Raw genomic sequence first — 25,277 nt, 5'->3', positions numbered from 1 at the left:
TGTGTTACCAGCGATATTCATTCGCTGTTTCCACCGATACGGAGAAGTCATGATCGTCATCACCGGGGCCACCGGAGCCCTCAACGGCGCGACCGCCGACCACCTGCTCGAGCACCTCGCGCCGTCCGACCTGGCGGTGGTGGCCCGTGATCCGGCCCGAGCACAGCGGTTCGCCGACCGCGGCGTCGAGGTCCGCCGCGGCGACTACGCCGAACCGGAGACCCTGCCGGCAGCCTTCGCGGGCGCCGATCAGCTCCTGCTCGTCTCGTCGAGCGACCCGGCCGCCGACGCCGTCGCGCTGCACCGTGCCGCGGTCGACGCAGCCGTGGACGCCGGCGTCGGCCGGGTCCTGTACACGAGCCACCAGGGCGCCGCGCACGGTTCACCCTTCGTGCCCGCAGCGCACCACGCCGCCACCGAGGACCTGCTCCGCAACTCCGGGCTGCCGTGGACGAGCCTGCGGAACGGCTTCTACGCGCACAGCGCCGCCTGGATGACGGGCCCGTGGCAGGAGACCGGCACGGTGTCCGTCCCCGTCGACGGCCCGGTGTCGTGGACCGCCCGCGAGGACGCCGCCGAGGCAGCCGCCGCGATCCTGCTCGCCGACCAGCCGTTCGACGGGCCGGTGACGCTCACCGCTCCGGAAGCGCCGACCTTCGCCGACCTGGCTCGGCAGGCGTCCGCGGTGTCCGGTCGGACGATCGGGTTCGAGGCCCTGGGCGAGGACGAGTGGCGTGCCCGTGCGCTGGCAGCGGGGCAGGACCCGCACATGGTCGCGTTCCTACTCGGCATGTACCAGGCCGCCGAGCGGGGCCTGTTCGCCGGCACCGATCCGCTGCTCGGCGAACTGCTCGGTCGCGCCCCACGGCCGGTCCGCGACCAGCTCAGCTGAGCGCCGCGACCTCGTCGAGGATCGCGTCGACCGCTGCGGGGTCGTGGGCGAACCGTCCGAGGAACAGCCCGCCGATCCGGCCCTGCCCCCGGGTCAGCAGGCCTGGTCCGGCACTGCCGCCGTAGAGGACGGTGCTGCCGTGCAGCTCAGGCCGGGTGCCGAGGTGCTGCTCGACCCCGGCGAGCACCGCCACGATGTGGTCGTCCGGTGCGGGTGCCGGTGCGCCGATCGCCCACACCGGTTCGTAGGCGACGGTCAGGGGTCCGGCGAGACCGTCCGCGACGGCGGTCGAGACGGCCCGGTCGAGCTGCGCGGTCACCGCCGCCACCGCTTCCGTCGGATCGGAGGCCCGGTCCGGCTCCCCGACGCAGACCAGCGGACGCAGGTGGTTCCGGAAGGCCGCGTGCACCTTCCCCGCGATCGTCGCGTCGTCCTCGTGGAACAGGGAGCGCCGTTCGGCGTGCCCGATCTCGACCAGGTCGACACCGATCTCCCGCAGTTCGGCGCCGGAGACCTCGCCGGTGAACGCGCCCGCGTCGGCCCACGACAGGTCCTGCGCGGCGAGCTGCACACCGGTGCCTTCGAGCAGGTCACGCACCGGGACGAGGGCCGGGAACGTCGGCGCCACGAAGAGCGACGCTGCACCCGAGCGCACCGCGGGGTGTCGCCGGGCGATGTCGGCGACCTCGGCCGCCCACGACAGCGTCCGGGCGTGCGAGAAGTACGTCTTCAGCGACACCCCGACGGTGATCACGGGGCGACCGTCTCCACGACGAGGGCGAAGGACAGCGCACCGGGGTCCGCGGTGCCGACGGCCTGGTCGGCGTGGGTCCGTGCCCGGCCCATCTTCGGCACCAGGGACTCCGTGGCGTCCGCTGCCTGTCGGGCGGCGCGGACGGCGTCGCCCCAGGCCTCGGCGAGCGCCGCCCCGGCGTCGAGCCGGGTGCGGAGCACCTCGTCGAACGGCACCAGGGCGTCCACCATCGTCTTGTCACCGACGGTGGCGCCGAACGCGAGCACGGCCTCGGTGGCCGCGCGGACCCCCTGCGCGACGGTGGCACCCGACGGACGCGAGTCGTCCCCGACCACGCGACCCAGTGCCTCCAGGGCGGCACCCCAGATCGCACCGGACGTGCCGCCGGCCTTGTCGGACCAGGCGTCCGCGGCGACCAGCAGGACGGTGCCGGCACCGGCACCGCGGCTGACCGCGTCGGCGGCTGCGACGTCGGCGGCGTGCGATCCGCGCTGCATCCCGATGCCGTGGTCGCCGTCACCGGCCACGGCGTCGATGCGCCCGAGTTCGTCGGCGTGCTCGTCGAGGACGGCGCGGACCGCGGCGAACCCGGCGGCGACCTGCTCGGCGACCGCGCGGGACTCGTCGGTCGCCGGGCCGATGCCGACGCCCTCGGCGTCCGCCGCCACGGTGGACGGGTCGACCCGCTGTTCGGCGACCGCACCGCCCTTGCGGTAGGCGGGCGTGTCCGCGGGTGCTGCCCAGAGTTCCTCGAGCTCGTCGTCGAGCCAGAACAGCGTCAGGGAGACCCCGGCCATGTCGAAGCTCGTGACGAGTTCGCCGACCTCGGGCTCCACGATGACGACCCCGGCGTCCGTCAGGCGCCGCTGCACCGAGCGGTAGACGACGAAGAGCTCCTCGTACTTGACCGAGCCCAGGCCGTTCAGGATCGGGACCACACGCTGGCCCTCGAGTGCCACGCCGTCGGGCAGTTCGTCGAGCAGACGGGACACCAGCAGCTCGGCCAGCCCGTCGGCGGTGGGCACGTCCGTCTCGTCGATGCCACGCTCGCCGTGGATGCCCATGCCGACCGCCATCCGGCCCTCGGGCACCGTGAACAGGGGTTCCTCGGCGCCGGGCAGGGAGCACCCGGAGAACGCGACGCCGAAGCTGCGCGTCCGGTCGTTCGCCCGTTCGGCGACGGCGGTGACCGTGTCGAGGTCGTCCCCGCGCTCGGCGGCGGCGCCGGCCACCTTGAAGACGCAGAGGTCACCCGCGATGCCGCGGCGCTTCGCGCGGTCGTCGGCCGGGGCGCTCGTCACGTCGTCGGTGACGCGGACCGTCCGGACCGGGATGCCGTCGGCCTCGAGCGTGCGCGCCGCGGCGTCGAAGTTCAGGACGTCACCGGCGTAGTTGCCGTAGCTGAGCAGCACACCGCCACCGTGCTCCGCGGCCTTCGCGACCCCGGTGACCTGCTGGGCGCTGGGGCTGGCGAACAGGTTGCCCATCGCGGCACCGGCGGCCAGTCCGTGTCCGACCAGCCCGCCGAACGCGGGGTAGTGGCCCGAGCCCCCGCCGATCACGACCGCGACCGTGCCGTCGGCACTCGTGGTGGAGCGGGCGACCCCGCCGTGCACCCCGCGCACCCACCGCTCGTTCGCGGCGACGAAGCCGTCGGTCGCCTCGTCGGCGAAGTCCGCCGGGTCGTTGAACAGTCTGGTCATCGCTTGCTGCCCTTCGGGTCGGTGGTGCGGACGTGCGAGGTGTCGAGCAGTTCGTCGGCCTTGGCCCCGCGGAAGAACTTGGTGCAGAAGATCATCACCGCGGCGACGAACGCCAGGACGCCGAGCGAGACGATGCCGAACGCACCGCTGTCGGTGGGTACCACCTCGTTGATCGCGGTGCGCATGATCGGGGCGACGAACCCGCCGAGGTTGCCGAGCGAGTTGATCAGGCCGATACCCGCGGCGGCTGCGGCACCGGTCAGGAAGGCCGTCGGGTACGCCCAGGTGATCGGGCCGACGGCCAGGAAGCTCGCGACGGCCAGGGTGATGAACAGGATGCCGAGCACGGGCTGCCCGTTCGCACCCGCCCACGCCGAGCCGAGGATCGACAGACCGGTCGTGACGTAGAACAGGGTGCCCCAGCGACGACGGCGTCCGACGGAGTCCGCACGCGACCCGATCAGGTAGCAGGCGACGAGTCCGACGAGCCACGGGATCGCGGACACCAGACCGACCTGCCAGCCGACGTCCTGCCCGAGCAGCGAGGACACCTGCTGCGGCAGGTAGAACGTCGTGCCGTACACGGCGACCTGCAGGCAGAAGTAGATGATCGTGAAGTACCAGACGCGCCCGCTCGCCATCGCGCGCCAGATGCCCTTCGGGCCGTCCTCGCTGCGGGCGGTGTCCTCGCGCTCCATGGCCGCGGTGAGCGACGCCTTCTCACCCGGTTCGAGCCACTTCGCCTGCTGCGGACTGTTCGTCAGGAACACCAGGGCCGCGATGCCCGCCAGCACCGCGAGGATCCCCTCGCCGGCGAACATGACCTGCCAGCCGTGGAACGGCGTGACCTGGTCACCGACGCTGATGAGGCCGCCGGACAGCGGGGCGCCGATCATCTGCGAGAACGGCTGCGCCAGGTAGAAGATCGCGAACATGCGCACGCGCACCTTGTTCGGGAACCACTCGGACAGGTACATGATCACGCCCGGGAACAACCCGGCCTCGGTCACACCCAGGATGAACCGCAGGATGATGAACATCGTGTCGTTCGTCGTGAAGGCGAACAGTGCGGCGACGATGCCCCACGTGACGGCGATGCGGGCGAGCCAGAAGCGCGCACCGAACCGCTTGAGCAGCAGGTTCGACGGGATCTCGAAGATCGCGTAGCCGATGAAGAAGATGCCGGCGCCCAGGGCGAAGGCGGCGTCGGAGATGCCACGGTCGACGCGCAGGGCCTCTTCGGCGAAGCCGACGTTCGTGCGGTCGAGGAACGCGACGAAGTACAGGATGACGAGCATCGGCATGAGGTGCTTCGTCGCCTTGCCGATGGCTAACTTCAGGCCGGGGTCGTTCGTCGACCCGAGCGCGGGGGCAGGGGGTAGTGACACGGGTTCGCTCCTTTGCGAGCACGGTGCGGTCGTTCTGGCGTCCGGCGGTCGTTTCGGTCGTCCGGACGGGAGGCACGGATCGCGTCGCCCGGTCGGCGCGCGTTCCGTGGGCGGCTGGCCCTAGTGCATGTACAGGCCGCCGTCGACGTTGAGCGTCTGGCCCGTGACGAACCCGGCGTCCTCGCTGATCAGGTACGCGACGGCCGCGGCGATGTCCCGCGGGGTACCGATGCGCGGCAGCACGCCGTCGTCGGCCATCTCGGCCTTCCGCTCCTCGGACAGGGTGCCGCCCATGATGTCGGTGTCGATCGGACCGGGGGCGATCGCGTTGACCGTGACGCCGCGCGGGCCGAGCTCGCGCGCCAGGCCGCGGGTCAGGCCGATCACGCCGGCCTTCGCCACCGTGTACGGGGTCTTGCTGAAGGTGCCGCCGCCGCGCTGGGCGGAGACCGACGACAGGTTCACGATGCGCCCGTAGCCGGAGCGCACCATCGACTCCGCCGCCCGCAGGCTGGCGAAGTGCACACCGTCGAGGTTGATCGACAGCACCCGGTGCCACTCCCCCTCGGGCAGGTCGAGGTAGGCGTGCGCGGACGAGACCCCGGCCAGGTTCACCAGTGCGGTGATCGGCCGGAGTTCGGCCTCGATCGAGTCGAAGGCCGCACGGACGGCGGACTCGTCGGCGACGTTCGCACCGACACCGACGGCCCGCACGCCGTGCTGTTCGCGGATCTCGGCGGCGACCTGCTCACTCGCCGTCTGGTCGAGGTCGATGATCCCGACGTCCCACCCGGCCTCGGCCAGGTGGTGGGCCGTGGCGCGGCCGATGCCCCGTGGTGAGGCGGCCCCGGTGAGGACGACGGTGCGGTCCCGGTGCTGACCGGCTGACTGGTTCTGGTCGCTCATGGTGTCCCTCCCGCCTCAGTGGATCGGTGCCGGGCCGAGCTCGTCGAGGAGCTTCTGCATCGCGACGTACGCCTTGTTCCGGTAGGCGACGAGTTCGGGCGTGCGGTCGGCGGGGACCTCGAGGTACCCGGCGCCGGACTTCGTGCCGAGCTCACCGGCGTCGACGTGCTGCTGCAGCGACGGCGGGGTGGCGAAGCGCTCGGGCCAGCGGGTCTGCAGCGACTCGAAGCAGAACGCGTAGACGTCGAGACCGGCCATGTCGGCGATCGCGAACGGGCCGAAGAACGGCAGGCGGAACCCGAACGTGGTCCGCACGATGGTGTCGATGTCGTCGGGGCTCGCGATGCCCTCGTCGGCGATCTTCGCGGCCTCCTCGAACAGCGCGTACTGTAGGCGGTTCAGGACGAACCCCGTCGAGTCCTTCACCCGCGCCGACTGCTTGCCGGTCGCGGCGACGACGGTCTCGCCGACCTCGATCGCGTGCTCGTTGGTGGTCGGGTGCGGGATGAGCTCGACGCCGGGGATGAACGGTGCCGGGTTCGAGAAGTGCACGCCGAGGAACCGCTCCGGACCCACGACAGCCTCGGCCAGCGACTCGATCAGGATCGTCGAGGTGTTCGAGCCGATCACGGCGTCGGGGCGGGCGGCCTCGCTGATCCGGCGGAGCGTGGCGTGCTTGATCTCGAGCTTCTCGGGCACGGCCTCCTCGATGAAGTCCGCCGTGGCGACCGCTTCCTCGATGGAGGCGGCTGCGCTGAGGTGGGCCTCGACGCGTGCCACGGCGTCCGTGGGGAACAGGCCGTCCGCGACGAACTGCTCGGTCTCTGCGATGAGCCGGGCTCGGTTGGACGCGGCGATCTCGGCCGAGACGTCGGCGATCCGGACGGTGTGGCCGGCGAGGGCGAGGACCTGGGCGATCCCACCGCCCATGTAGCCGGACCCGACGACGGCGATGTCGAGGGTGCTCATCGGATTGCTCCTTCGGTGCTGGTTGCTGCGGTCGGGGTCGCCGTCGCGTCGAGCTTCGTCGTCGCGAGGACGGATCGGATGTACTGCTGGTTGGTCGCGCAGACGCCGAGGCTGTCCCCGCCGTACTGCTCGGTCATGACGATCCCGCGGAACCCGTCGGCGACGGCGTCGCGCAGGACCTGGCGGTAGTTGATGAGGCCCGTCTCCATGGTGCTCGGCGCACTCGTCGCCCAGCTGCCGTCGCCGGCCTCGTCACGCGTGTAGTTCTTCACGTGCAGGTAGTTCGTGTAGGGCATGGTCTTCGCGAAGAGCTCCCGCCAGTCCTCGACCGGACGGTGCAGACGGATGAGGTTCGCGACGTCCGCGTTCAACCCGACGTTGTCGAGACCGATCTCCTCGACCAGGCGGACCGCGCTGTCGGCGGTGCCGAGGTAGGTGTCCTCGTACAGCTCGAGCGCCATCGGCAGCCCGACGCTCGCAGCGTGCTCGCCGAGCTCCCGCAGTCGCTTGACCGCGGCGTTCCAGACCTCGGGGTCGTCGGGGTCCTTCGGGCCCGCTGCCGTCCAGAACCACAGCGCGCGCTTCTGGGCGTCGGTGAACGGCTGGTGCAGCCCGGTCGAGAAGACCTGCATGCCCCACTCGGCCGCCGCGTCGATGGTGCGGTGGGCGTAGGCGAGGTTCTCGTCCTCGTGCCCGGGCTGGATGACGCTCTTGCGCTGCAGGTGCACGGACGGGATCCCGATGCCGTGCGACTTCGCGACGGCGAACAGCTCGTCGCGGCGCGAGGCTTCGAGGTCAGCGGGGCGGATGTGGCTGTCAGCGAGTTCGGCGAGCGAGAAGCCGACGGCCTCGATCTGCCCGAACACCTCGTCCCACACCTCGGCGGGGGCGTCGTGGAAGGCCGTCCCGTCACGGGTGACCTGCGCGAACCCGTGCAGGCAGGCGGCGATCGGCCAGGTCTTCGATGTCCAGGTGGTGGGGTCCCAATCCTGGTCGACCCAGTCCTGTGGAGTGGTCACGGAATGCTCCCTTGCATGTCGTGGTGGTTCGGCGGTGAACCTCTTTCCTATAGGAAAGATACTCGCACGCCGCCGGAACGCAACCCCGCTGCCTCAGCTGGTGTGGGACGCGTCCGCGCGCGAACGCAACCGGACGGCGTCGATGTGGAGCCGCATCGCGGCGACGGCCGACGTCGGGTCCGCAGCCAGCGCCTCCAGAATGGCCCGGTGTTCCTGGACCGCACGATCCGTGTCGTCCCCGCCACCCTCGACGATCTGCCGCATGCGGTGCACGCGCGTCGTGATGATCTCGGACATCTCCTCGAGGAACGGGTTCCGTGTCGCATCGAAGATCAGCTGGTGGAACTGCCAGTCACTGCGGAAGAAGCGGGCCATCAGCTCCTCCGGGGCGTGCGCAGCCCCGACCGACGCGACCTCGGCGGCCACCGCAGCCTGCTCGTCGAGCGCTGCCGCCAGTCGCTCGCGCAGGCCGTCGACGTCACCGCGGGCCGCGAGCTCGACGGCGCCGCTCTCCACGATGAGCCGGGCGTCGAACAGGGCCTCGAGCTGGTCGCCGGCCAGGGGCGGGGAGACTCGGTACCCCTTGTTCGCTTCACGGGTGACGAGGCCGGTGCGTTCGAGTTGCACCAGCGCCTCGCGCACCGGGGTCGGCGAGACCCCGAGCGAGCGAGCGAGGCCGTCGATCGACAGCCGCATGCCCGGTTCGACGTCGTGGCCCATCAGGACCTCGAGCACCCGGTCGTAGACGCGGTCACGCAGACCGAGCTGCGTGATGCGCTCCGTCCCGAAGCCGGGCATGGTCGTGGACATGAGTCGATCCTAGAGAATCCACGAAGGCGTCCCGATCAGTAGATCGCGTCGATCCCCAGCAGGTCGCCGAGGCCGAGGCCGCGCTGACTCGTCTCGCACGTCGACACCGACGGCTTCATCACCAGGCCGCTGTTCGCGGCCGTGTGCCCGAGCCCGTAGGCGTGACCCCACTCGTGCGTGGCGACGCCACGCAGGTCGAACCGTGCCCCGGAGCAGGTCGCGGCGGCGGACCAGTTGACCGACGTCGAGTACCGCTGGTCCGTCTCGACGGCCGTGCCGGAGCGCGACCACACGCAGGTCACGCCGAGGGTGTCCTTCGGCAGCGACCCCCACCCGACCACGCTCGACGCGTTCGCGGCTCCGCAGCCTCCGGTCGCGGTGACGCCCATCGCCTGCTTGAGCACCCCGAGGTGCTTCTGGTCGGCGGTCGAGGTGATCGTCCGGCCGCACGACGAGACCGGCCCGGTCCAGGCGTCGGCTCCGGCCCCGATCGCCGACGGACCGGTGACCTTCTGGTTGTTCGGGTTGTAGCTCCAGTTCACCGGGCCCGCCCAGCGGAACCCGAGCCGGGTGTACGAGGTGTTGGTGCAGCTCGTGGCCGCCTTCGTGGCCGACGTGGTGGCCGCTCCGCGCGTCACGACGGCGGCGGCCACCCGGTCGCGCAGCGCCTGGCGTTCCTGCCGGACGGCGGCCGCCGACCCGGACCACGCGTCGTCGACGCGCACCGCGACACCCGCGCGGCCGGTGTTCGTGATCGACACGTCCCCGCCGTCGTCGACGCCCGACGCGGCCACCGGCAGCGCGGAGACCGTGGTGCCCGGTTCCGGCACGACGAACTGCCGGCCGTCGGGCAGCACGATCGTCGGCGTGGCCACGGCGCACCCGCTCGCGAGCTGCTCGAGGGTGACACGGTCCCCGTTGCACGCCGGCGCTGCGACCGCCGGCGAACCCGGGCCGGTCGAGACGACGACCGCGGCCAGCGCGATACCGAGGGTGACCGCACCTGCGGTCCACGACGACGTCCTCACGATGATGGTTCTCCTGTCATGACGCGCCGAGGTCCCCCGGCGACCAAGACAGTGTGCGGAGCGCCACTCGGGGCAGTCAACCCCCCCGAACTGCCGCTCCCGGTCGGCCGATCGCTCCCGTCCGGCACCCGCACGAACCGCGGCGCCCCGCGGTCCCGCAGTCGGAAGCCGAGGTGCTGGTACAGCCCGATCGCCCCGGTGTTCCCGGCGGCCGCGTGCATGAGCGGGGTCTCGCCTCGCTCCCGGATCCCGTGCGCGACGGCGAGCACCAACCGACGCCCGAACCCCTGCCCCCGGTACGCCTCGTCCGTGCACACCGCGCTGATCTCGGTCCACCCCGGCGGGTGCAACCGCTCCCCCGCCATGGCGACGAGCCGCCCGTCCCGCCGGATGCCCAGGTACGTGCCGAGCTCGATCGTGCGCGGGAGGAACGGCCCCGGCTTCGTCCGCTCCACCAGGGCGGTCATCTCCGGCACGTCGTCGGGCGTCAGCACGACGGCTTCGTCGTCCGGCGCACCCTCGATCGCCTCACCGATCAACTGCACGCCGCCCGCGCCCTCGACGAGCTCCCACCCCTCGGGCAGGACGGCAGCCGCACCGACGCCGAGCATCCCGCCCGACCCGAGCAGCGCCCGGACGTCCTCCCAGTCCTGCGCGGTGGGTTGCTCGGGGATCCCCGTCCACACCGACACGTCGGTCTGGTAGCGGACCACGTCGCCGCGCCGCTCGGCGAACCGCGCGTGGTGGCTGTTCAGTGCGGCCATCGCGGGTGCGTCGAGCATGCGCGTCGGGGTTCCGTCGTCGGCGATCGTCAGGTCGAGGGTCCGGAGCGCCTCGCCGCGGGCATCACCACCACGGAACCCGAGGTCCTCGATCCGCCGACGATCGCCGTCCGCCCACCCGGCGGTGTCCGCGACGACGCCGGAGGCGTACTGGTTCGTGGCACGGTGGACGACCTGCTCGACCTCCGCTGCCGAGGCCACGAGGACCTCTCCGGGTCGGGGCAGCGCGGTCGAGGTCGGCGCAGTCGTCGTCATCCCTCCATTCTCCGCCCGCGGCGAGCGCCGCCGACGCATCGTTGCACCCGGTGACGCCGTGCCGCGGCTCGCACGGTGCGAGGGGGCCCACGCCCCGTGCGAGGTTCCGTACTCGGTGCGAGGGCACGTGCGCCGCACGGAGTACGGAACCTCGCACCAGACCGAGCACCAGACCGAGCGCCCCGCCCCGCCAGGCCTCACCCCAGCCGGGCCGCCACGAACTCCACCATCCGCCGCACGAGCAGCGCCTGCGACGACGCCCGCCGGTACTCGTGCCCCTCGCCCTCGAGCTCCAGGTACTCCACGTCGTGCGCCCGCTCCCGCAGCGCCGCGGCCACCTGGTGCGCCTCACCGATCGGCACGTTCGTGTCGAGCTCACCGTGCACGACGAGCAGCGGCGCCGTGACGTCGTCGATCGCACGCATCGGCGACAGTGCCGCGAGCAGGGCCTCGTCCTCGACGGGGTGGCCGTACTTCGTGGCGGCAGCGGCCGCGATCCACGGTTCGGTGTCCCGGTAGAAGGTCGCGAAGTCGCTCATCCCGCACACCGCGACCCCGGCCGCGAACACGTCGGGCGTGAAGGCCAACGACGCGAGCGTCGCGTACCCGCCGTACGAGCGTCCCTCGACGGCGACCCGGGAACGCTCGGCGTACCCGTTGGTCACCAGGAACCGAGCGCAGTCGACGACGTCGGCGAGCGCGTTCCACCGCAGCGCCAGGTCGTCGGCGTGCACGAACTCGTGGCCGTACCCGGAGGACCCGCGGATGTTCGGTGCGAACACGGTCACCCCGGCGGCGGCGAGCGCCTGGTGCTGCGGCGAGAACGTGGGTCGTTCCTGCGACTCCGGTCCGCCGTGCAGGTGGACGAGCGCTGCGCGGCCGGGAGGCACGGCACCAGCACCAGGGTCGGCCTCCGCCCCCGACGCGGTCGGCTCCACGGCCCGGTACAGCCACCCGGTCAGCTCCAGTCCGTCGCGGGCGGCGAACCGCTCGAGCGTCGGCTCGACCAGCTGCACGTCCGGCAGCACCGGTACGTCGGTGACCCGGCTCCAGGTCAGCGCGTTCGTGTCGAGTCGCCACAGTTCGCGCGGCCGGGTCGGTCCCTCGACGGCGAGCAGCACGCTCCGGCCGTCACGGCTGAGCACGGGGTCGGTGACGACGTACCCGGGCAGGTCCGGCACGGGGGTGCGCGAGGCGTCGTGGGTGTTGATGAGGTCGAGCTCACTGCGGCCGTCGACGTTCCAGACGAGCAGCAGCGTGCGGCCGGCGTCGTCGGCGTCCAGGTACTCGAGCTCGGCGTCGTCGCGCTCGACGATCCGCCGCGGTGTGCCGCGCCAGCCGTGCGGCCCGACCGGCTGCGCGACGAGTCCGCGGCGGGGCAGTCCGGCCTCGGTGGCGACGTAGGCGACGAGCGGGCTGGTCTCGCTCGCGGGCGAGGGCCGCAGGAACGCGATCTCGGCGGACCCGTCGGGGTCGTCGGCGAACAGGGCGTGGCTCTCGTCGGTCAGCCGGTCGACGACGACCACGAACTCCTGGCCGCGCTGGCCGTCGCTCAGCACGACGAGCCGTTCCTCCACCGACAGGTCGAGGATGTGGATGAGTTCCCCCACGGCCAGGTCGTCGCGATCACCGGTGACCGGGTCGACCAGGTACGCACGGGCCGGCTGCTCGGGCTCGGTCGAGGGCAGCGTGATGACGACCCGGTGCCCGCTGCGGCTCCACGGTCCGAGTTCGGCGTGCTGGTACCGCGAGCCGGCGATCTGCGCGGCGCCGGAGCCGTCCGGCCGCACCACCCAGACCTGTTGCTTCACGCCGCCGTCGGTTGCGATGGCGACGGCGAGCCACTCCCCGTCGGAGGACCACGACACCCGGATCACCGGGTCGTCGGACAGCGCGATCCGCACCGGTTCCGGCAACTCGCCGTCGACGACGACGTCCTGCACGAAGACCTCGGGGGTGCCGTGCCGGTCGCTCACGAACGCCACCCGCCGGGCGTTCCGGGTCATGGTCGGTCCCCACGACCCCCAGGCGGCGGTGAGGCGCGCACCCAGGTCGGCCGCGGCCCTGGTGGTGACCGACGGCTCGACGGTGGCCGACGACGCGACGCCCTGCGCGCCTCCAGTCCGGACGGAACCCACGGTCACCGCACCCCCTGCTGCTGCAGCCACATCTCGATCAGGCCGAGCTGCCAGAGCGCGTTCGCGCCGATCGCGGTCCTGGTGCTGTTCGGGTCCTGCAGCATCCGCTCGACGGTGGCGGGGTCGAAGAGCCCGCGCTCCCGCGCCTCGGGTGCGTGCAGCGCGTCGCGGACGCGCTCCAGGTACGGGCCCTCGAGCTGCCGGATGGCGGGGACCGGGAACGAGCCCTTGCTGCGGTCGATCACGGCGTCGGGCACGATCCCGCGCGAGGCGCGCTTCATCACGCCCTTGCCGCCGTCGGTGAGCTTCATCGACGGCGGGATCGCGGCGGCGAGCTCGACGAACTCGTGGTCCAGGAACGGCACGCGGGCCTCGAGCCCCCACGCCATCGTCATGTTGTCGACGCGCTTCACCGGGTCGTCGACGAGCATGATCGTGGTGTCGCTGCGGAGCGCGGCATCCACGCTCGTCTCCGCGCCCGGCCGTGCGAACTGGCGGTCCACGAAGGCCGACGGGGTGTCGTCGTCGCTCTTCCAACGCTCCCCGAGCAGGCCCTGCAGCGCGGGCCACCGGCGGTCCATGAAGACGGAGCGGTACGCCTCGGCGGCCTGGTCGCGCGGGACGTCGGCGAGCGGCGGGTACCAGTCGTACCCGGCGAGCACCTCGTCGGCGCCCTGGCCGGACTGCACCACCTTGACGTGCTGCGAGACCTCCTGCGACAGCAGGTAGAAGGCGACGCAGTCGTGGCTGACCATCGGCTCGCTCATGGCGGCGACCGCACCGTCGATGCCGTCGAGCAGGCGCGACGAGGGGATGTGGATGCGGTGGTGGTCGGTGCCGAAGTGCGCAGCGACCTGGTCGGAGTACTCGAACTCGTCGCCGGACTCACCGCCCGCCGCCTCGAACCCGATGCTGAACGTGGCGAGGTCCTGCTGCCCGGCCTCGGCGAGCAGCCCGACCACGAGCGAGGAGTCGATCCCGCCGGAGAGCAGCACCCCGACGGGGACGTCGGCCACCATCCGGCGCTCGACGGCGGTGCGGAGCGAGCCGATGAACGCCTGCTCCCAGTCCCGCTCGGACCAGTCGGCCCGGGCTGGGTCGCGCTCGAAGCGGGGCTCCCAGGAGACGGTGTCGTGCGCGGTGCCGTCGGGCTCGATCACCCGGACGGTCGCCGGCGGGAGCTTGCCGACGCCGGCCAGGATCGTGCGGGGCGCGGGGACGATCGAGTGGAAGCTCATGTACGAGGCGAAGGCGACGGGGTCGATGGACGTGTCGACTTCCTTGGTGCCGGTGCCGCTCGCGCCGCCGTCCCCCGCCAGGATCGCGGGCAGGGAGCTCGCGAACCGGAGCCCGCCGGGTACGGGCGCGACGTAGAGCGGCTTGATGCCGAGCCGGTCCCGCGCGAGCACGAGTCGGCCGCTGCCGTGCTCCCAGATGGCGATGGCGAACATCCCGATCAGGTGGTCGACGAACGCGGTGCCCCACTCGGCGTACGCCAGGGCGATGACCTCGGTGTCCGACGTCGACGCGAACCGGTGCCCCTTGCCGTGCAGCTCGTCGCGGAGCTGCCGGTAGTTGTAGACCATCCCGTTGTAGGCGATCGTCAGCCCGGCCTCGGCCAGCACCATCGGCTGCGCGCCCGCGGTGGACAGGTCGACGATGGACAGCCGTCGGTGCCCGAGCGCGACCGGGCCGCGAGCCCACAGACCGTCGCCGTCCGGGCCGCGGTGCGTCATGCAGCCGGTCATCCGGGCGACCGCCCCGACGTCCGGCGCTCGGCCGTCGAACCGGATCTCGCCCGCGAGTCCACACATCAGCGCTCTCCCTCGGTGTCCGCCGGGGCGTTCCCCACGATCCACGTGTCCTTCGCGCCGCCGCCCTGCGACGAGTTGACGACCATGCTGCCCTCGGGCGCGACGCGCGTCAGGGCGACGTCGGCCAGGTGCACGTCGTCCGGTCCGGTGCCCGTCGCGTAGACGAAGGCCCGCAGGTCCACGTGCCGCGGGTCGAGACCGGCGGGTCCGATCGTCGGGTGCGAGGACAGCTGCACCACCTCCTGCCCCACCCACCCGGCGGGGTCCGCGGCGATCTCGCGCCGTCGCTCGGCCACCTCGGGGGCGCTCGCGCTCGGTCCGATCAGGACCCCGCGGCCGCCCTCGCCGTCGACCGGCTTCGTCACGAGTTCCCCGACGCGGTCCAGGACCGACAGCCGTTCGACCTCGATGCTCGTGCGGTACGTCGGCACCGATGCCAGCAGGGGTTTCTCGTCCAGGTAGTACCAGATCAGGTCCGGCACGGTGACGTACATCGCCTTGTCGTCGACCAGCGCGTTGCCCGGCGCGTTCGCCAGGTAGACGCGTCCTGCCTCCGCCGCGTCGAGGATCCGCGCACCCAGGTCGGGAGCGTGCTCCGCGGTCAGCGCACTGACGTCGCGGTCGATCCGCAGGTACAGCCCGTCGAGCACGTCGCCCGTCGTCGCGTCGACCACGCGTCCGTCACGGACGTCCAGGTCCGACCCGGACAGGAGGCGCAACCCGGCCCCGTCGGCAAGCCTGCGGTGCTCGAACCACGCGCCGGCGGCGGGGCCGTCGCTGACCAGCGCGATCACGGGGTCGGTCGCGCCCGTCACCGCGGTGGTGTTCGCGCAGAGGGTCCGGCGGAGCCGGTCGGTCACGCCGTGCGGGTCGCGCAGGTGCGCCGGCCGCGGGGCGTCCGGCACGACGTCGTCCATCAGCTCGCGCAGGGCGATGCCGTACGCGACGCCCGAGGGCGAGCGGACGTTGTCCTCGAGCACCCGCCAGCCGCCGAACTCGTTGCGCACCAGGTCGAACCCGAGCACCGGCGCACGGACGGCGGTCGCCGGCAGCCGGGTGGCGTCCGGGTCCCAGCCGTTCGCGCCGACGAAGTGGTCCGCGTCCAGCACGCCGTCGGCCACGATCCGCCGGTCGCCGTACGCGTCACGCAGGAACAGCTCGATCGCGCGGGCACGCTGCCCCAGGCCACGCTCGAGCTGCGACCACTCGTACGCGCTGATCGTCCGGGGCACCAGGTCGCAGCCGAACGCCTGCGCCCCGCCGTCCACCACGAAGCCGACGTGGTGCTCGCGGGTCCAGACGTCGCGGGCGGTGCAGCGCTCGATCGCGGTCTCGGCGTCCCAGCCGTCGAAGAACGCCGCCAGGTCACGGAACGCCGGACGAGGGCGTGCCCCGGGGCCGACCGCCTCGTCGCCGGCGCGGACACGGTACCCGTGGATCGGGACCACGGGGTCCTCATCGCGTCCGGACGGGAGCCCCGCGGTGTCCTCCACCACCAGGGCGACGACGTCGTCCATCTCCCCGCGCTCGGCGTACGCGGTGCGCTGCCGGTCGGTGGAGTTGCCGCGGGCCAGGGTCGCGTCGAGCAGCTCCGTCACCGTTCCCCAGTCGCCGAGCTCCTCGAGCTCCGGGCGCAGGCGGGACACGAGCTGGCGCACCGCGACCTCGGCGGGCAGGCGTTCGGGGTGCTGTCCGAGGCCGACGAGTTCCCCGCTCAACCCGGAGCGGGCAGCCTGCCACATCGCCGCACGGTGCAGGGGTTCGCTGCGCGGGTGCCACTCGGCGCCCGACACGACCGACTTCTCGGCCTTGCGCACGGCGGCGCGGAAGAGTCCGGCGATGAGCACGGCGTCGTCCACCACCGGGGTCGCGTCGCAAACCCGGAGTTCGAGCGTCGGTGCGTGCGACGACGGCCGCACGTCGAAGTAGGCCATCTTCTTGTCGGCGATCACGCCCGAGGCGATCAGGTCGTCGAGCACCCGGTCGTACTCGGCGGCGTCCTCCACCGGACCGAAGCTGCCGGCCGACGGCCACCGCTGCCAGATGATGCTCCGGAACGAGGCGTACCCGGTGTCCTGCCCGTTCCAGAACGGACTCGACGCGCTCAGGGCGAGCAGCACCGGGAGCACCGGCGCCACCCGCTGGGCGATCAGCACCGCCAGGTCGCGGTCGCTCACCCCGACGTGCACCTGCAGGCCGCAGATGAGCTGTTCGTCGACGAGCATCCGGTACTGCTCCTGCATCCGGCCGTACCGACCGCCGGAGCTCAGCTCGAAGTCGGCGTACTCCGACCTCGGCGCGGTGCCGACGGCCGCGATGGTGACGCCGGCCGGGGCGATCGCGGCGCTGAGCTCACTGCGCAGGTCGACGATCACCCGCCGCAGGTCGTCGAGGGTCCGCACCACCGGGGTGTTCGTCTCGATCGTCGTGCGCTGCAGCTCGGCGCCGAAGCGGTCGGTGGGCAGTTTGGGCAGAAGGCGCGGGGCCTTCGCGGAAAGTCGGCCGGACTCGAGGTCGATGAGGTGCAGCTCTTCCTCGGCGCCGAGCGTCAGCTCTGCACTCATGGCTGGAACCTACGCGTGTGCCCTGTGGCGTGTCCGCCGCCGCTCCGCCCGACTCACGCTCGTAACATATGTCATATATTGGCTTGATGAACTCTCTCATCTCCGCCGTCGGGTTGTCCCGCTCGTTCCGCGGCCCCGGCGAACGGGAAGCCATCGTCCTCGACGACATCACGGTGTCCGTCCCCCGTGGCGAGTTCGTCACCATCGTCGGACCCAGCGGGTCGGGCAAGTCCACCCTGCTGCAGTGCCTGTCCGGACTGGACTCCCCCAGCTCCGGCTCGGTCCACATCGACGGCACTGACCTGGCGACGCTCCGCGGGGACGCCCTTGCACGGTTCCGACGCGACCACCTCGGGTTCGTGTTCCAGTCGTACAACCTCATCCCGGCACTGACGGCGTTCGACAACGTCGCCCTGCCGCTGCGCCTGGCGTCCGGCTCACTCGATCGGTCGGCCGTCCAGGACGCCCTCGCCGCCGTCGGCCTGTCCGACGTGGCCCGGCAGCGACCGGGGCAGCTCTCCGGCGGGCAGCAGCAGCGGGTGGCGATCGCGCGCACGATCGTCACGGCCCCCGACGTGGTCTTCGCCGACGAGCCGACCGGTGCCCTCGACTCCGAGTCCGGCGCGAGGGTGCTCGCCTTGCTGCAGGGCGCTGCCACGGGATCGCGCTCCGTGGTGATGGTCACGCACGACCTCGAGGCGGCGGCCCGTGGCGACCGGGTGCTCGTCCTGCGTGACGGCCGCCTGCACCGCGAACTCGTCGCACCGACCGCGGCCGACGTGCTGCAGGCGGTGTCCCGGTGATCGCCCGACTCGTCCTCTCCGAGGTGGCGCGGTCGTGGCGTCTGTGGACCGCCGCCTTCGTCGTGATGGTGCTCGCGGCCCTCGTCGCCCTGGTCTGCGCCGGGGACGTCTCGACCGCCGCCGCCGTCACCGACCCCGTCGACGCAGCCGGACTCCGGAACCACGCTCTGGTGTTCGGGGCGATGAACGCGATCGTGGTGATCGGTGCCCTGAACGTGCTCGTCGGCTTCTCGATCCGGACGCAGCGTCAGGACCACGCACGCTGGCAGCTGGCGGGGATCGGTCCCGGACTCATCGAGCGCGTGGTGCTCGCCCAGGCCGCGACGCTGGCCCTCGTCGCGTTCGCCACGGCCCTCGCACTCGTGCCGCTCGTGCTCGGCGCCCTGATGGCGTTCCTGTCGGCACCGCTGCGGAACCCGGGTGCAGCGGCACTCCAGCCGCGACTCGGGGGCGTCGAGACCATGGTCGCGCTCGTGGTGTTCGTCCTCGTGGTCCTGCTGAGCGCCATCGGGGCGGCACGCGCGGCCTCGAGGACCCCCGCACTCCTCGCCGTCCGGGAGCCCGAGCTCGAGCCGACGCGCCCCGGTCGCGCTCGACTCGTCACCGCGTACGCCCTCGGCGGCATCTCCCTGGCGATGTACGCCGCGACGCTGCTCGGCGAACGCGGGATGTCGATGCTCTTCCTCGTCCCGGCGATGGGCCTGGTCATCACATCGGCACCGTGGCTGTGTGGTTGGCTGGTCTCGGCGTGGACCACAGCAGTGCCCGCGGCGACGGCCCCCTGGTTCCTCGCCCGCGAGTCACTGCGCTTCCACGCTGCACGGAGCCACGCGGCGATCGCACTGCTCGCCGTGGCCGTGATGCTCGCCGCGCTCACCGGTCTGGCCGGCGTCTGGGACTCCCCGGCGTACTACCTGGGCGGCCTGGCGATCTTCGGCGGGCCGGTCCTGATCGTCCTGTTCACCGGGGCCGCGACCGTCGTGATGACCACGTCGGGTCGGCGGCGCGATGTCGCCCTGCTCGTCGTCGCCGGCGGGACGTTCCGGACCGCACTCGTCGGAGCCGTCCTCGAGGCCGTCGCGCTCGTCGTGACCTCGGTGCTCATCGCGCTGCCGTTCGCACTCGCGAGCATCCCCACCGCCCTGACGAGCTGGACCGACCCGCTCCGACCGGTGCCGTTCGTGATCGCGATCGGCCTGCTGATCATGCTCGTCGCGACCGTCAACCCCGTGCTGCAGGCCCGACGCCGGGCACTCGGCCCGCAGCTCGCCGGCACCGCCCCCTGATCACGGCGAAGGTCTGAAATACCACATAGGCTTGCCGAACGGGTCGCGTCTCCGCCGGGAAGCGACCCCAGGGCAACGATGAAGCCCACCACCGGTAGGACGGTGATGGGCTTCGAGTTGCTCTCCGAGTGGAAAGCCGGGACGGGCAACAGCCGTTCCCGAGTCGTAACGCTCGGGTCCAGTGTAATCGCGCTCCGGCTCGATTGCACGCCCGTCCCGGTCCACCGCTCCTCGTGTCCGCCGGCGCTGACGCCGGAGGTGGTCTCGATGTCGAACGACACCGATCCCAAGCCCAGGCGTCGGGTGTTCTGGCTGGGGGTCGCGGGCTTGCTCGTGAACCTCACCAGGCTCCTGGTCGACCTGGCCCGGAAGGACTGAGACAAGGACGTGCCGCACCGATCGCGATCGGTGCGGCACGTTCAGGGACGATGGCTCAGCCGCGGGTCCGGGCCAGCCGCCGGTTGAGCGCCCCGTTCAGCAGCGCGACGAGCAGCCCCACCGCGAACACCAGCGTCCCGAAGCACAGCACCTGCGGCGGCATCCCGGCCTTCGCGGCGCCGTAGACGAACAGCGGGAAGGTGACCGCGGGCCCGGCGACGAACGAGGTGATCACGTAGTCGTCGATCGACATCGCCAGCGCCAGCAGCCCGGCGGCGAGCATGCCCGGCGCCAGCAGCGGCAGGGTGACGAGCCGGAAGGCCTGGAACGGTGTCGCCCCGAGGTCACCCGCGGCCTCCTCGAGCGCCCTCGAGGTCCCCGCGATCCGAGCCCGCAGCACCACGACCACGTAGGCGACGTCGAACGCCACGTGCGTGATGAGCACGGTCAGGAACCCGGTGCCGAGCCCCACCGACAGGAAGAACGAGAGCGACGCGGAACCGACGACGATCGACGGCGCAGCGATGTCGGCGAACACGACGGTGTTCACGACACCGCGACCCGGGAACCGGTACCGCTCCAGCGCCAGCGCGAGGGGCAGCCCGATCGCGACGGAGACGATGGCGGCGAGGAACGCGACGAGCACCGAGGTGACGAACGCCGCCCCGAGCCCGGACACGTTCACCAGGTTCGCGTACCAGTAGGTCGTGAAACCGTTCCAGGCGAACGACAGCCGGTTGGTGGGGGCGTCGTTGAACGAGTACACGATCATGTAGACGATCGGCACCAGGGTGATCGCGATCGTCACCCAGTACACGATGGCGAGCCAGGGCCCACGACGGTTCACCCCGTGACGACGCGGACGGCCGGCGACGGAACCGGTCACGGGCGAGGCCGGAGCGGCGGCGGATCGGGACGGTGCGACGGCGGTCATACGAGGTCCTCGAGGTCGTCGGTTCCGGAGACGCGGGCGTAGATGAACAGGCTGATGCCGAGCACGACCATGAGCACGGTCGACAGGGCTGCAGCGACGTTGTACTGCTGGTTGCCGGAGTAGGCGTCCTGGATCGCCTGACCGATCGTGTACGTGTTCGTGCCGCCGAGCAGGGCCGAGTTCACCGGGTCGCCGACGCTGTCGATGAAGACGAGCAGCACCCCGGCGAAGATGCCCGAGCGGGACAGCGGCAGCGTGGTGTGCCAGAACGCCCGGAACTTGCCGGCGTACAGGTCGTTCGCGGCCTCGCCGAGTCGTGGGTCGATGCGCTCGAGGGCGGCGTAGATCGGCAGCACCATGAAGGCCAGGTCGTTGTAGGCGTCGCCGAAGATCACCGCGCCGCCGGTGCCGAGGATGTGGAAGTCCTTGCCGGCCAGCCCGAGCGCCTGCAGCGTCGTGACGACCGGGCCCTGCGACGCGAGCACGAACGCCCACATGTCGGTCCGGATGATGAACGACACCAGGAAGCTGATGAACACGAGCATGAGCAGCGGGTTCTTCCACCGCGGGGACACCCGGAAGGCGATGAAGTACGCCACCGGGTACCCGACGACGATGCAGGCGATCGTGGCGGCGGCGCCGTACCAGAGCGACCGGAGCAGGAACGTCAGGTAGGGCACCTGCGGGTCGACGAACAGCGAGCCGTAGATCCCGAAGTTCCAGGTGAACGTGTAGCCGTCGTCCGGGTTGCCGGTCATGAGCGAGACGATCAGCCCGGACACCAGCGGGATGACGAAGAACACGCAGAGGTACGCGGTGCCGACGAGCGCCAGGAAGAACGGTGTGCTCCGACGGCGTCCACGCCGCACCGGCGCCGGGCTGGCGGAACCACCGGGAGCGAGCCCCGGCGCCACTCCGACCGCGCTCACGACTGCACCACCGCGTTGAAGATGCCGTTCCACTCCGAGTACTCGTCGTAGTTCTCGAACACCCGGAACTCGTGCGACTGCTCCAGCACGTCCGCAGAGGGGAACACGAGCGGGCTGTCCGCCACGGTGGCGTCGTCGAGTTCGTCCCGCACGTAGTCCTCGGCCGCGGGCACCGGGCAGACGTAGTTGACCCAGTCCTCGACGATCCCGGCGACCTTCGGCGTGTAGTAGAAGTTCATCCACTCCAGCGCCGACACCGGGTTCGCGGCCTGCCGTGGGATGAGCATGTTGTCGTGCCAGGTCATCTGCCCCTCTTCCGGCGTGACGAACTCCAGGTCGGGGAACCCGGACTGCTGCGCCTGGAACACGTCGCCCGACCACGCCTGGGTGATCCAGGTGTCGCCGTTCTCCAACCGGTTGATGTAGCTCTGGTCGTAGAAGCCGGTGACGCTCGGCCGCAGTTCGCGCAGCCAGGCCTGGGCCTTCCGCCAGTCGGCGGGCGTCGAGGTCTCCGGGTCGATGCCGAGCGCGAGCAGTCCGAGCGACCCGAGTTCGGTGTTGTCGCTCATCAGTCCGATGCGGCCCGTGAAGGCCGGGTCCTGCAGGTCCTTGAGCGAGGTGATCTTCCGCCCGGTGTACTTCGGGTTGTAGGCGAGCCCGGTGAACCCGGTCTGCCAGACGACGGAGTGCTTGTTGCCCGGGTCGTAGATGGGGTCCTTCACGGAGTCCGAGGCGTTCGCGGCGAAGTTCGGCAGCCGCGAGTGGTCGAGTTCGCACACGAACCCGTTCTTGATCATCTGGGTCAGCTCGAACCCGTTCGTCATGACGACGAGGTCGTAGCCGGTCGCACCGTGCGCCCGCAGGATCGGTGAGACGGTCGCGTAGAAGGTCGCGTTGTCCTGGATCACCGCCTGGTAGTCGACCGCGATGCCGGTCTCCTGCTTGAACAGCGCCAGGGACTCGGACTTGCCGTGGTCGGAGTCGATGTACAGCGGCCAGTTCGCGAAGTTCAGGGTGCCGGTCGCCTTCGCGTCCTTCCAGAACGCCGCCCAGTCGACGGTGTCCTCGGCGCCGGCGGCGGCGGAGCCCTTGATGCTGCAGCCGGTGAGCAGGGCGGCCAGCGCGGCGGCCCCGCCGCCTGCCAGCAGGCCGCGTCGGCTCACGCGGGCCGACGTCAGCCCGCGCAGCAGGTCCGGACCGGGCACCGCGCCGGTCACGCGAGCGATCCTGCCGTGGCGGGGACGGACTGGAGGCCCGGGTCGTCCTGGGTGGTGACGGTCGCGTCGGACGCGGGGTGCGCCTCCAGGCCGAACCCGTGGTCGACGCCCCACGTGAGCCAGACCTCGGTGCCGGTCGCGATCCGCGGCCCGCCCTTCGAGTTCTGCGCGAACACCGAGACGCGCCCGGCGCCCGGCACGTCGACCAGGTACTGGGTGCTGACGCCGGAGAACGAGACGTCCACGACCCGACCGGGGCCGAGGATGTTCCGTCCGGCCTCGGGGGTCGGTTCGGCGGTGCGGATCTTGAGCTTCTCGGGCCGGACGCCGACGACGACGCGACCGGTCGTGGCGACGGCTCGGTCGGCCGGCACCGCGATGGAGCCGGCCGCGGTGGCGACGACGAGCAGGCCGGCGTCGGTGCCGCGGACCTCGCCCTCGAGCAGGTTCGACTGGCCGAGGAAGTTCGCGACGAACGCGGTGCGCGGCAGCTCGTACAGGTCTTGCGGGCTGCCCATCTGCTCGATCCGGCCGCCGTTCATGACGGCGACCGTGTCGGCCATCGTCATCGCCTCTTCCTGGTCGTGGGTGACGTGCAGGAACGTGAGCCCGACCTCGGCCTGGATCGTCTTCAGCTCGAGCTGCATCTGGTGGCGGAGCTTCAGGTCGAGGGCGCCGAGGGGCTCGTCGAGCAGCAGCAGTGCCGGCCGGTTCACGATCGCGCGGGCCAGGGCGACGCGCTGCTGCATGCCGCCGGAGAGCTGGGCGGGCCGCTTCGACGCCGATCCCTCGAGCTCGACGAGCCGCAGCGCTTCCGTGGCCTTCGTCATCGGGTCCGGGATCCGGCGGCGCTTCAGCCCGAACGCGACGTTGTCGAGCACGCTCATGTGGGGGAACAGCGCGTAGTTCTGGAACACCGTGTTGACGGGCCGCTGGTACGGCTTCGTGTCGGTGACGTCCTGGCCGCCGATGGTGATGGTGCCGCTCGTGGGTTCCTCGAGCCCGGCGACGAGCCGCAGGGTCGTCGTCTTGCCGCAGCCCGACGGGCCGAGCAACGCGAAGAACGAGCCGGCGGGCACCGTCAGGTCAAGGCTGTCCACCGCGGTGTGGCCGGGGAAGGACTTCGTGATCTGGTCGAGGCGGAGATCCGCTCCCGATTCGGCGAACGTTCCGGTCATTGCCATGGTGCCTCCAGGGGGTGGTCGGCCTCAGCCGATGTAGGACATGACGTGCTTGATGCGGGTGTAGTCGTCGAAGCCGTACTGGGACAGGTCCTTGCCGTACCCGCTGTGCTTGAACCCGCCGTGCGGCATCTCGGCGACGATCGGGATGTGCGTGTTGATCCACACGCAGCCGAAGTCCAGGTCACGGGCGAAGCGCATCGCACGCGCGTGATCGGTCGTCCACACCGAACTCGCCAGGCCGTACTCGACGCCGTTCGCCCACGTCAGGGCCTGCTGTTCCGTCGAGAACCGCTGCACGGTCTGCACGGGGCCGAAGATCTCCTGCTGCACGGCACGGTCGTCCTGGCGCAGGCCGGCGACGATCGTGGCCTCGTGGAAGTACCCGCGGTCACCCTGTCGTGCGCCGCCGAGCTCGATCGTCGCGTGGTCGGGCAGCGTGTCCAGGAACGACTGCACGTGCGCGAGCTGGTTCGCGTTGTTGACGGGGCCGTAGTGACCGTCCGACCCGGTTCTCGCGTTGACGCGTGCCTCTGCTGCGAGCGCTGCGACGAACTCGTCGTGGATGCCCTGTTGCACGAGCAGCCGGGTGGCGGCGGTGCAGTCCTGTCCGGCGTTGAAGAACCCGGCGGCGACGATCCCGGCCACCGCCGAGGGGATGTCGGCGTCGTCGAACACGATCACGGGTGCCTTGCCGCCGAGCTCCAGGTGGGTGCGCTTGAGGTCCCCGGCGGCGGCACGGGCGACCTCGACGCCGGCCCGGACGGACCCGGTGATGGACACGAGCTGCGGGGTGGGGTGGTCGATCATCGCGGCGCCGGTGGTGCGGTCCCCCACGACGACGTTCAGGACCCCCGGCGGCAGGAACTCGGCGGCGACCTCGGCGAGCAGCAGGGTCGACAGGGGTGTCGTGTCGCTCGGCTTGAGCACGGTGGTGTTCCCCGCGGCGAGCGCCGGCGCGAACTTCCACACCGCCATGTTGAGCGGGTAGTTCCACGGGGTGACCTGGGCGACGACACCGATGGGTTCACGCCGGACGAACGAGGTGTGGTCGGCCAGGTACTCGCCGGCGCTCCGGCCCTCGAGGTTCCTGGCGGCCCCGGCGAAGAAGCGGATCTGGTCGACGGAGAGCAGGATCTCGTCCTCGACCAGGGTGGCGCGGGGCTTCCCGGTGTCGAGCGACTCGAGGTCGGCGAACTCCGACGCCCGCTGCTCCATCGCGTCGGCGATCCGGAACAGGGCGAGCTGCCGTTCGGCGGGGGTGGTGCGGCGCCAGGTCTCGAACGCGGTCGCGGCCGCATCGAAGGCGGCGTCGACGTCGGCGGGGGTGGACACCGGGGACGTGCCGTAGACGTGCTCGTCGGTCGGGTCGACCAGGTCGAACGTGGTGTCGGCGGTCGACTCGACCGAGGCACCCCCGACGAAGTTCCGCACGACCCGGGTGTCGGTGTCCGCCGTCGCCGTGCTCTGTGCGTCCAGCATGGCGGTGATACTGACACGGATTCCGGCGGCGCGGAAGAAGGATCC

The 25,277-nt window shown here is 71.5% G+C and carries 21 protein-coding genes; 4 read left to right on the top strand and 17 right to left on the bottom strand.

Going from position 1 to position 25,277, the window contains the following annotated elements; all coding sequences use genetic code 11:
* Window positions 1-49 precede the first annotated feature (49 nt).
* The gene (locus BIU89_RS17270; RefSeq protein ID WP_071248755.1) at window positions 50-892 is read left to right on the top strand and encodes an NmrA family NAD(P)-binding protein; all 843 of its coding nucleotides are present in this window, start codon (window positions 50-52) and stop codon (window positions 890-892) included.
* Here BIU89_RS17270 and BIU89_RS17265 read toward each other — a convergent pair.
* From BIU89_RS17265 to BIU89_RS17210, 12 genes are all read right to left on the bottom strand, one after another.
* Window positions 885-1,646: a triose-phosphate isomerase family protein gene (locus BIU89_RS17265; RefSeq protein ID WP_071248752.1), complete on the bottom strand. Its 762-nt coding sequence runs from the start codon at window positions 1,644-1,646 to the stop codon at window positions 885-887. The genes BIU89_RS17270 and BIU89_RS17265 overlap by 8 nt on opposite strands.
* On the bottom strand, window positions 1,643-3,349 hold the full coding sequence (locus BIU89_RS17260) for a dihydroxyacetone kinase family protein (protein ID WP_071248749.1): 1,707 nt from the start codon (window positions 3,347-3,349) through the stop codon (window positions 1,643-1,645). Before BIU89_RS17260 ends, BIU89_RS17265 begins: the two co-directional genes overlap by 4 nt.
* A complete protein-coding gene (locus BIU89_RS17255; RefSeq protein WP_071248746.1) occupies window positions 3,346-4,737 on the bottom strand; it encodes an MFS transporter in 1,392 nt (463 codons plus the stop codon). The genes BIU89_RS17260 and BIU89_RS17255 overlap by 4 nt, the downstream gene beginning before the upstream one ends.
* Window positions 4,738-4,857: 120 nt before the next feature.
* Window positions 4,858-5,643 (bottom strand): SDR family NAD(P)-dependent oxidoreductase, encoded by a 786-nt coding sequence (locus BIU89_RS17250; RefSeq protein WP_071248743.1) that lies wholly within the window; start codon window positions 5,641-5,643, stop codon window positions 4,858-4,860.
* 15 nt (window positions 5,644-5,658) lie between these two features.
* Window positions 5,659-6,612, bottom strand: a complete 954-nt coding sequence (locus tag BIU89_RS17245) for a 3-hydroxyacyl-CoA dehydrogenase family protein (protein WP_071248740.1) — start codon at window positions 6,610-6,612, stop codon at window positions 5,659-5,661.
* Window positions 6,609-7,631 carry a sugar phosphate isomerase/epimerase family protein gene (locus BIU89_RS17240; RefSeq protein ID WP_071248737.1) on the bottom strand — a complete coding sequence of 341 codons (1,023 nt, stop codon included), beginning with the start codon at window positions 7,629-7,631 and terminating at the stop codon, window positions 6,609-6,611. The genes BIU89_RS17245 and BIU89_RS17240 overlap by 4 nt, the downstream gene beginning before the upstream one ends.
* Window positions 7,632-7,724: 93 nt before the next feature.
* Window positions 7,725-8,441: a GntR family transcriptional regulator gene (locus tag BIU89_RS17235; RefSeq protein ID WP_017887786.1), complete on the bottom strand. Its 717-nt coding sequence runs from the start codon at window positions 8,439-8,441 to the stop codon at window positions 7,725-7,727.
* A 35-nt stretch (window positions 8,442-8,476) separates the two neighbouring features.
* Window positions 8,477-9,469: a matrixin family metalloprotease gene (locus BIU89_RS17915; protein ID WP_083404461.1), complete on the bottom strand. Its 993-nt coding sequence runs from the start codon at window positions 9,467-9,469 to the stop codon at window positions 8,477-8,479.
* The gene (locus BIU89_RS17225; RefSeq protein WP_254791697.1) at window positions 9,466-10,506 is read right to left on the bottom strand and encodes a GNAT family N-acetyltransferase; all 1,041 of its coding nucleotides are present in this window, start codon (window positions 10,504-10,506) and stop codon (window positions 9,466-9,468) included. The genes BIU89_RS17915 and BIU89_RS17225 overlap by 4 nt, the downstream gene beginning before the upstream one ends.
* A gap of 197 nt (window positions 10,507-10,703) precedes the next feature.
* A complete protein-coding gene (locus BIU89_RS17220) occupies window positions 10,704-12,650 on the bottom strand; it encodes a S9 family peptidase (protein ID WP_071248735.1) in 1,947 nt (648 codons plus the stop codon).
* Window positions 12,647-14,458, bottom strand: coding sequence for an N-acetylglutaminylglutamine amidotransferase (locus tag BIU89_RS17215; RefSeq protein ID WP_071248732.1), 1,812 nt, complete (start codon window positions 14,456-14,458; stop codon window positions 12,647-12,649). The genes BIU89_RS17220 and BIU89_RS17215 overlap by 4 nt, the downstream gene beginning before the upstream one ends.
* A complete protein-coding gene (locus BIU89_RS17210; RefSeq protein ID WP_071248729.1) occupies window positions 14,458-17,022 on the bottom strand; it encodes a carboxylate--amine ligase/circularly permuted type 2 ATP-grasp protein in 2,565 nt (854 codons plus the stop codon). The genes BIU89_RS17215 and BIU89_RS17210 overlap by 1 nt, the downstream gene beginning before the upstream one ends.
* Window positions 17,023-17,108: 86 nt before the next feature.
* On the opposite strand from BIU89_RS17210, the gene BIU89_RS17205 reads away from it, so the two are divergent.
* From BIU89_RS17205 to BIU89_RS18820, 3 genes are all read left to right on the top strand, one after another.
* Window positions 17,109-17,825 (top strand): ABC transporter ATP-binding protein, encoded by a 717-nt coding sequence (locus tag BIU89_RS17205; RefSeq protein ID WP_071248727.1) that lies wholly within the window; start codon window positions 17,109-17,111, stop codon window positions 17,823-17,825.
* On the top strand, window positions 17,822-19,111 hold the full coding sequence (locus tag BIU89_RS17200) for a hypothetical protein (RefSeq protein WP_071248725.1): 1,290 nt from the start codon (window positions 17,822-17,824) through the stop codon (window positions 19,109-19,111). Before BIU89_RS17205 ends, BIU89_RS17200 begins: the two co-directional genes overlap by 4 nt.
* Before the next feature lie 78 nt (window positions 19,112-19,189).
* Window positions 19,190-19,489, top strand: coding sequence for a hypothetical protein (locus BIU89_RS18820; RefSeq protein ID WP_217642850.1), 300 nt, complete (start codon window positions 19,190-19,192; stop codon window positions 19,487-19,489).
* Window positions 19,490-19,544: 55 nt separating this feature from the next.
* On the opposite strand, the gene BIU89_RS17190 is transcribed toward BIU89_RS18820, so the two are convergent.
* The 5 genes from BIU89_RS17190 to BIU89_RS17170 are packed head-to-tail and all read right to left on the bottom strand — an operon-like array spanning window position 19,545 to window position 25,232.
* Window positions 19,545-20,423, bottom strand: coding sequence for an ABC transporter permease (locus BIU89_RS17190; protein ID WP_071248721.1), 879 nt, complete (start codon window positions 20,421-20,423; stop codon window positions 19,545-19,547).
* The gene (locus BIU89_RS17185) at window positions 20,420-21,352 is read right to left on the bottom strand and encodes an ABC transporter permease (protein WP_139179333.1); all 933 of its coding nucleotides are present in this window, start codon (window positions 21,350-21,352) and stop codon (window positions 20,420-20,422) included. Before BIU89_RS17185 ends, BIU89_RS17190 begins: the two co-directional genes overlap by 4 nt.
* Complete coding sequence (locus BIU89_RS17180) at window positions 21,349-22,569, bottom strand: ABC transporter substrate-binding protein (protein WP_071248717.1); 1,221 nt, start codon at window positions 22,567-22,569, stop codon at window positions 21,349-21,351. The genes BIU89_RS17185 and BIU89_RS17180 overlap by 4 nt, the downstream gene beginning before the upstream one ends.
* Complete coding sequence (locus tag BIU89_RS17175) at window positions 22,566-23,747, bottom strand: ABC transporter ATP-binding protein (RefSeq protein ID WP_071248715.1); 1,182 nt, start codon at window positions 23,745-23,747, stop codon at window positions 22,566-22,568. Before BIU89_RS17175 ends, BIU89_RS17180 begins: the two co-directional genes overlap by 4 nt.
* Window positions 23,748-23,777: 30 nt before the next feature.
* Window positions 23,778-25,232, bottom strand: a complete 1,455-nt coding sequence (locus BIU89_RS17170) for a gamma-aminobutyraldehyde dehydrogenase (RefSeq protein WP_071248712.1) — start codon at window positions 25,230-25,232, stop codon at window positions 23,778-23,780.
* Window positions 25,233-25,277: the final 45 nt, after the last annotated feature.

This window comes from Curtobacterium sp. MCBA15_005, from assembly GCF_001864855.1.
GTDB classification, from domain to species: Bacteria; Actinomycetota; Actinomycetes; order Actinomycetales; family Microbacteriaceae; genus Curtobacterium; species Curtobacterium flaccumfaciens.
Note: the sequence above shows the minus strand (reverse complement) of the source record. Positions and strands in the feature narration are given on the sequence as shown.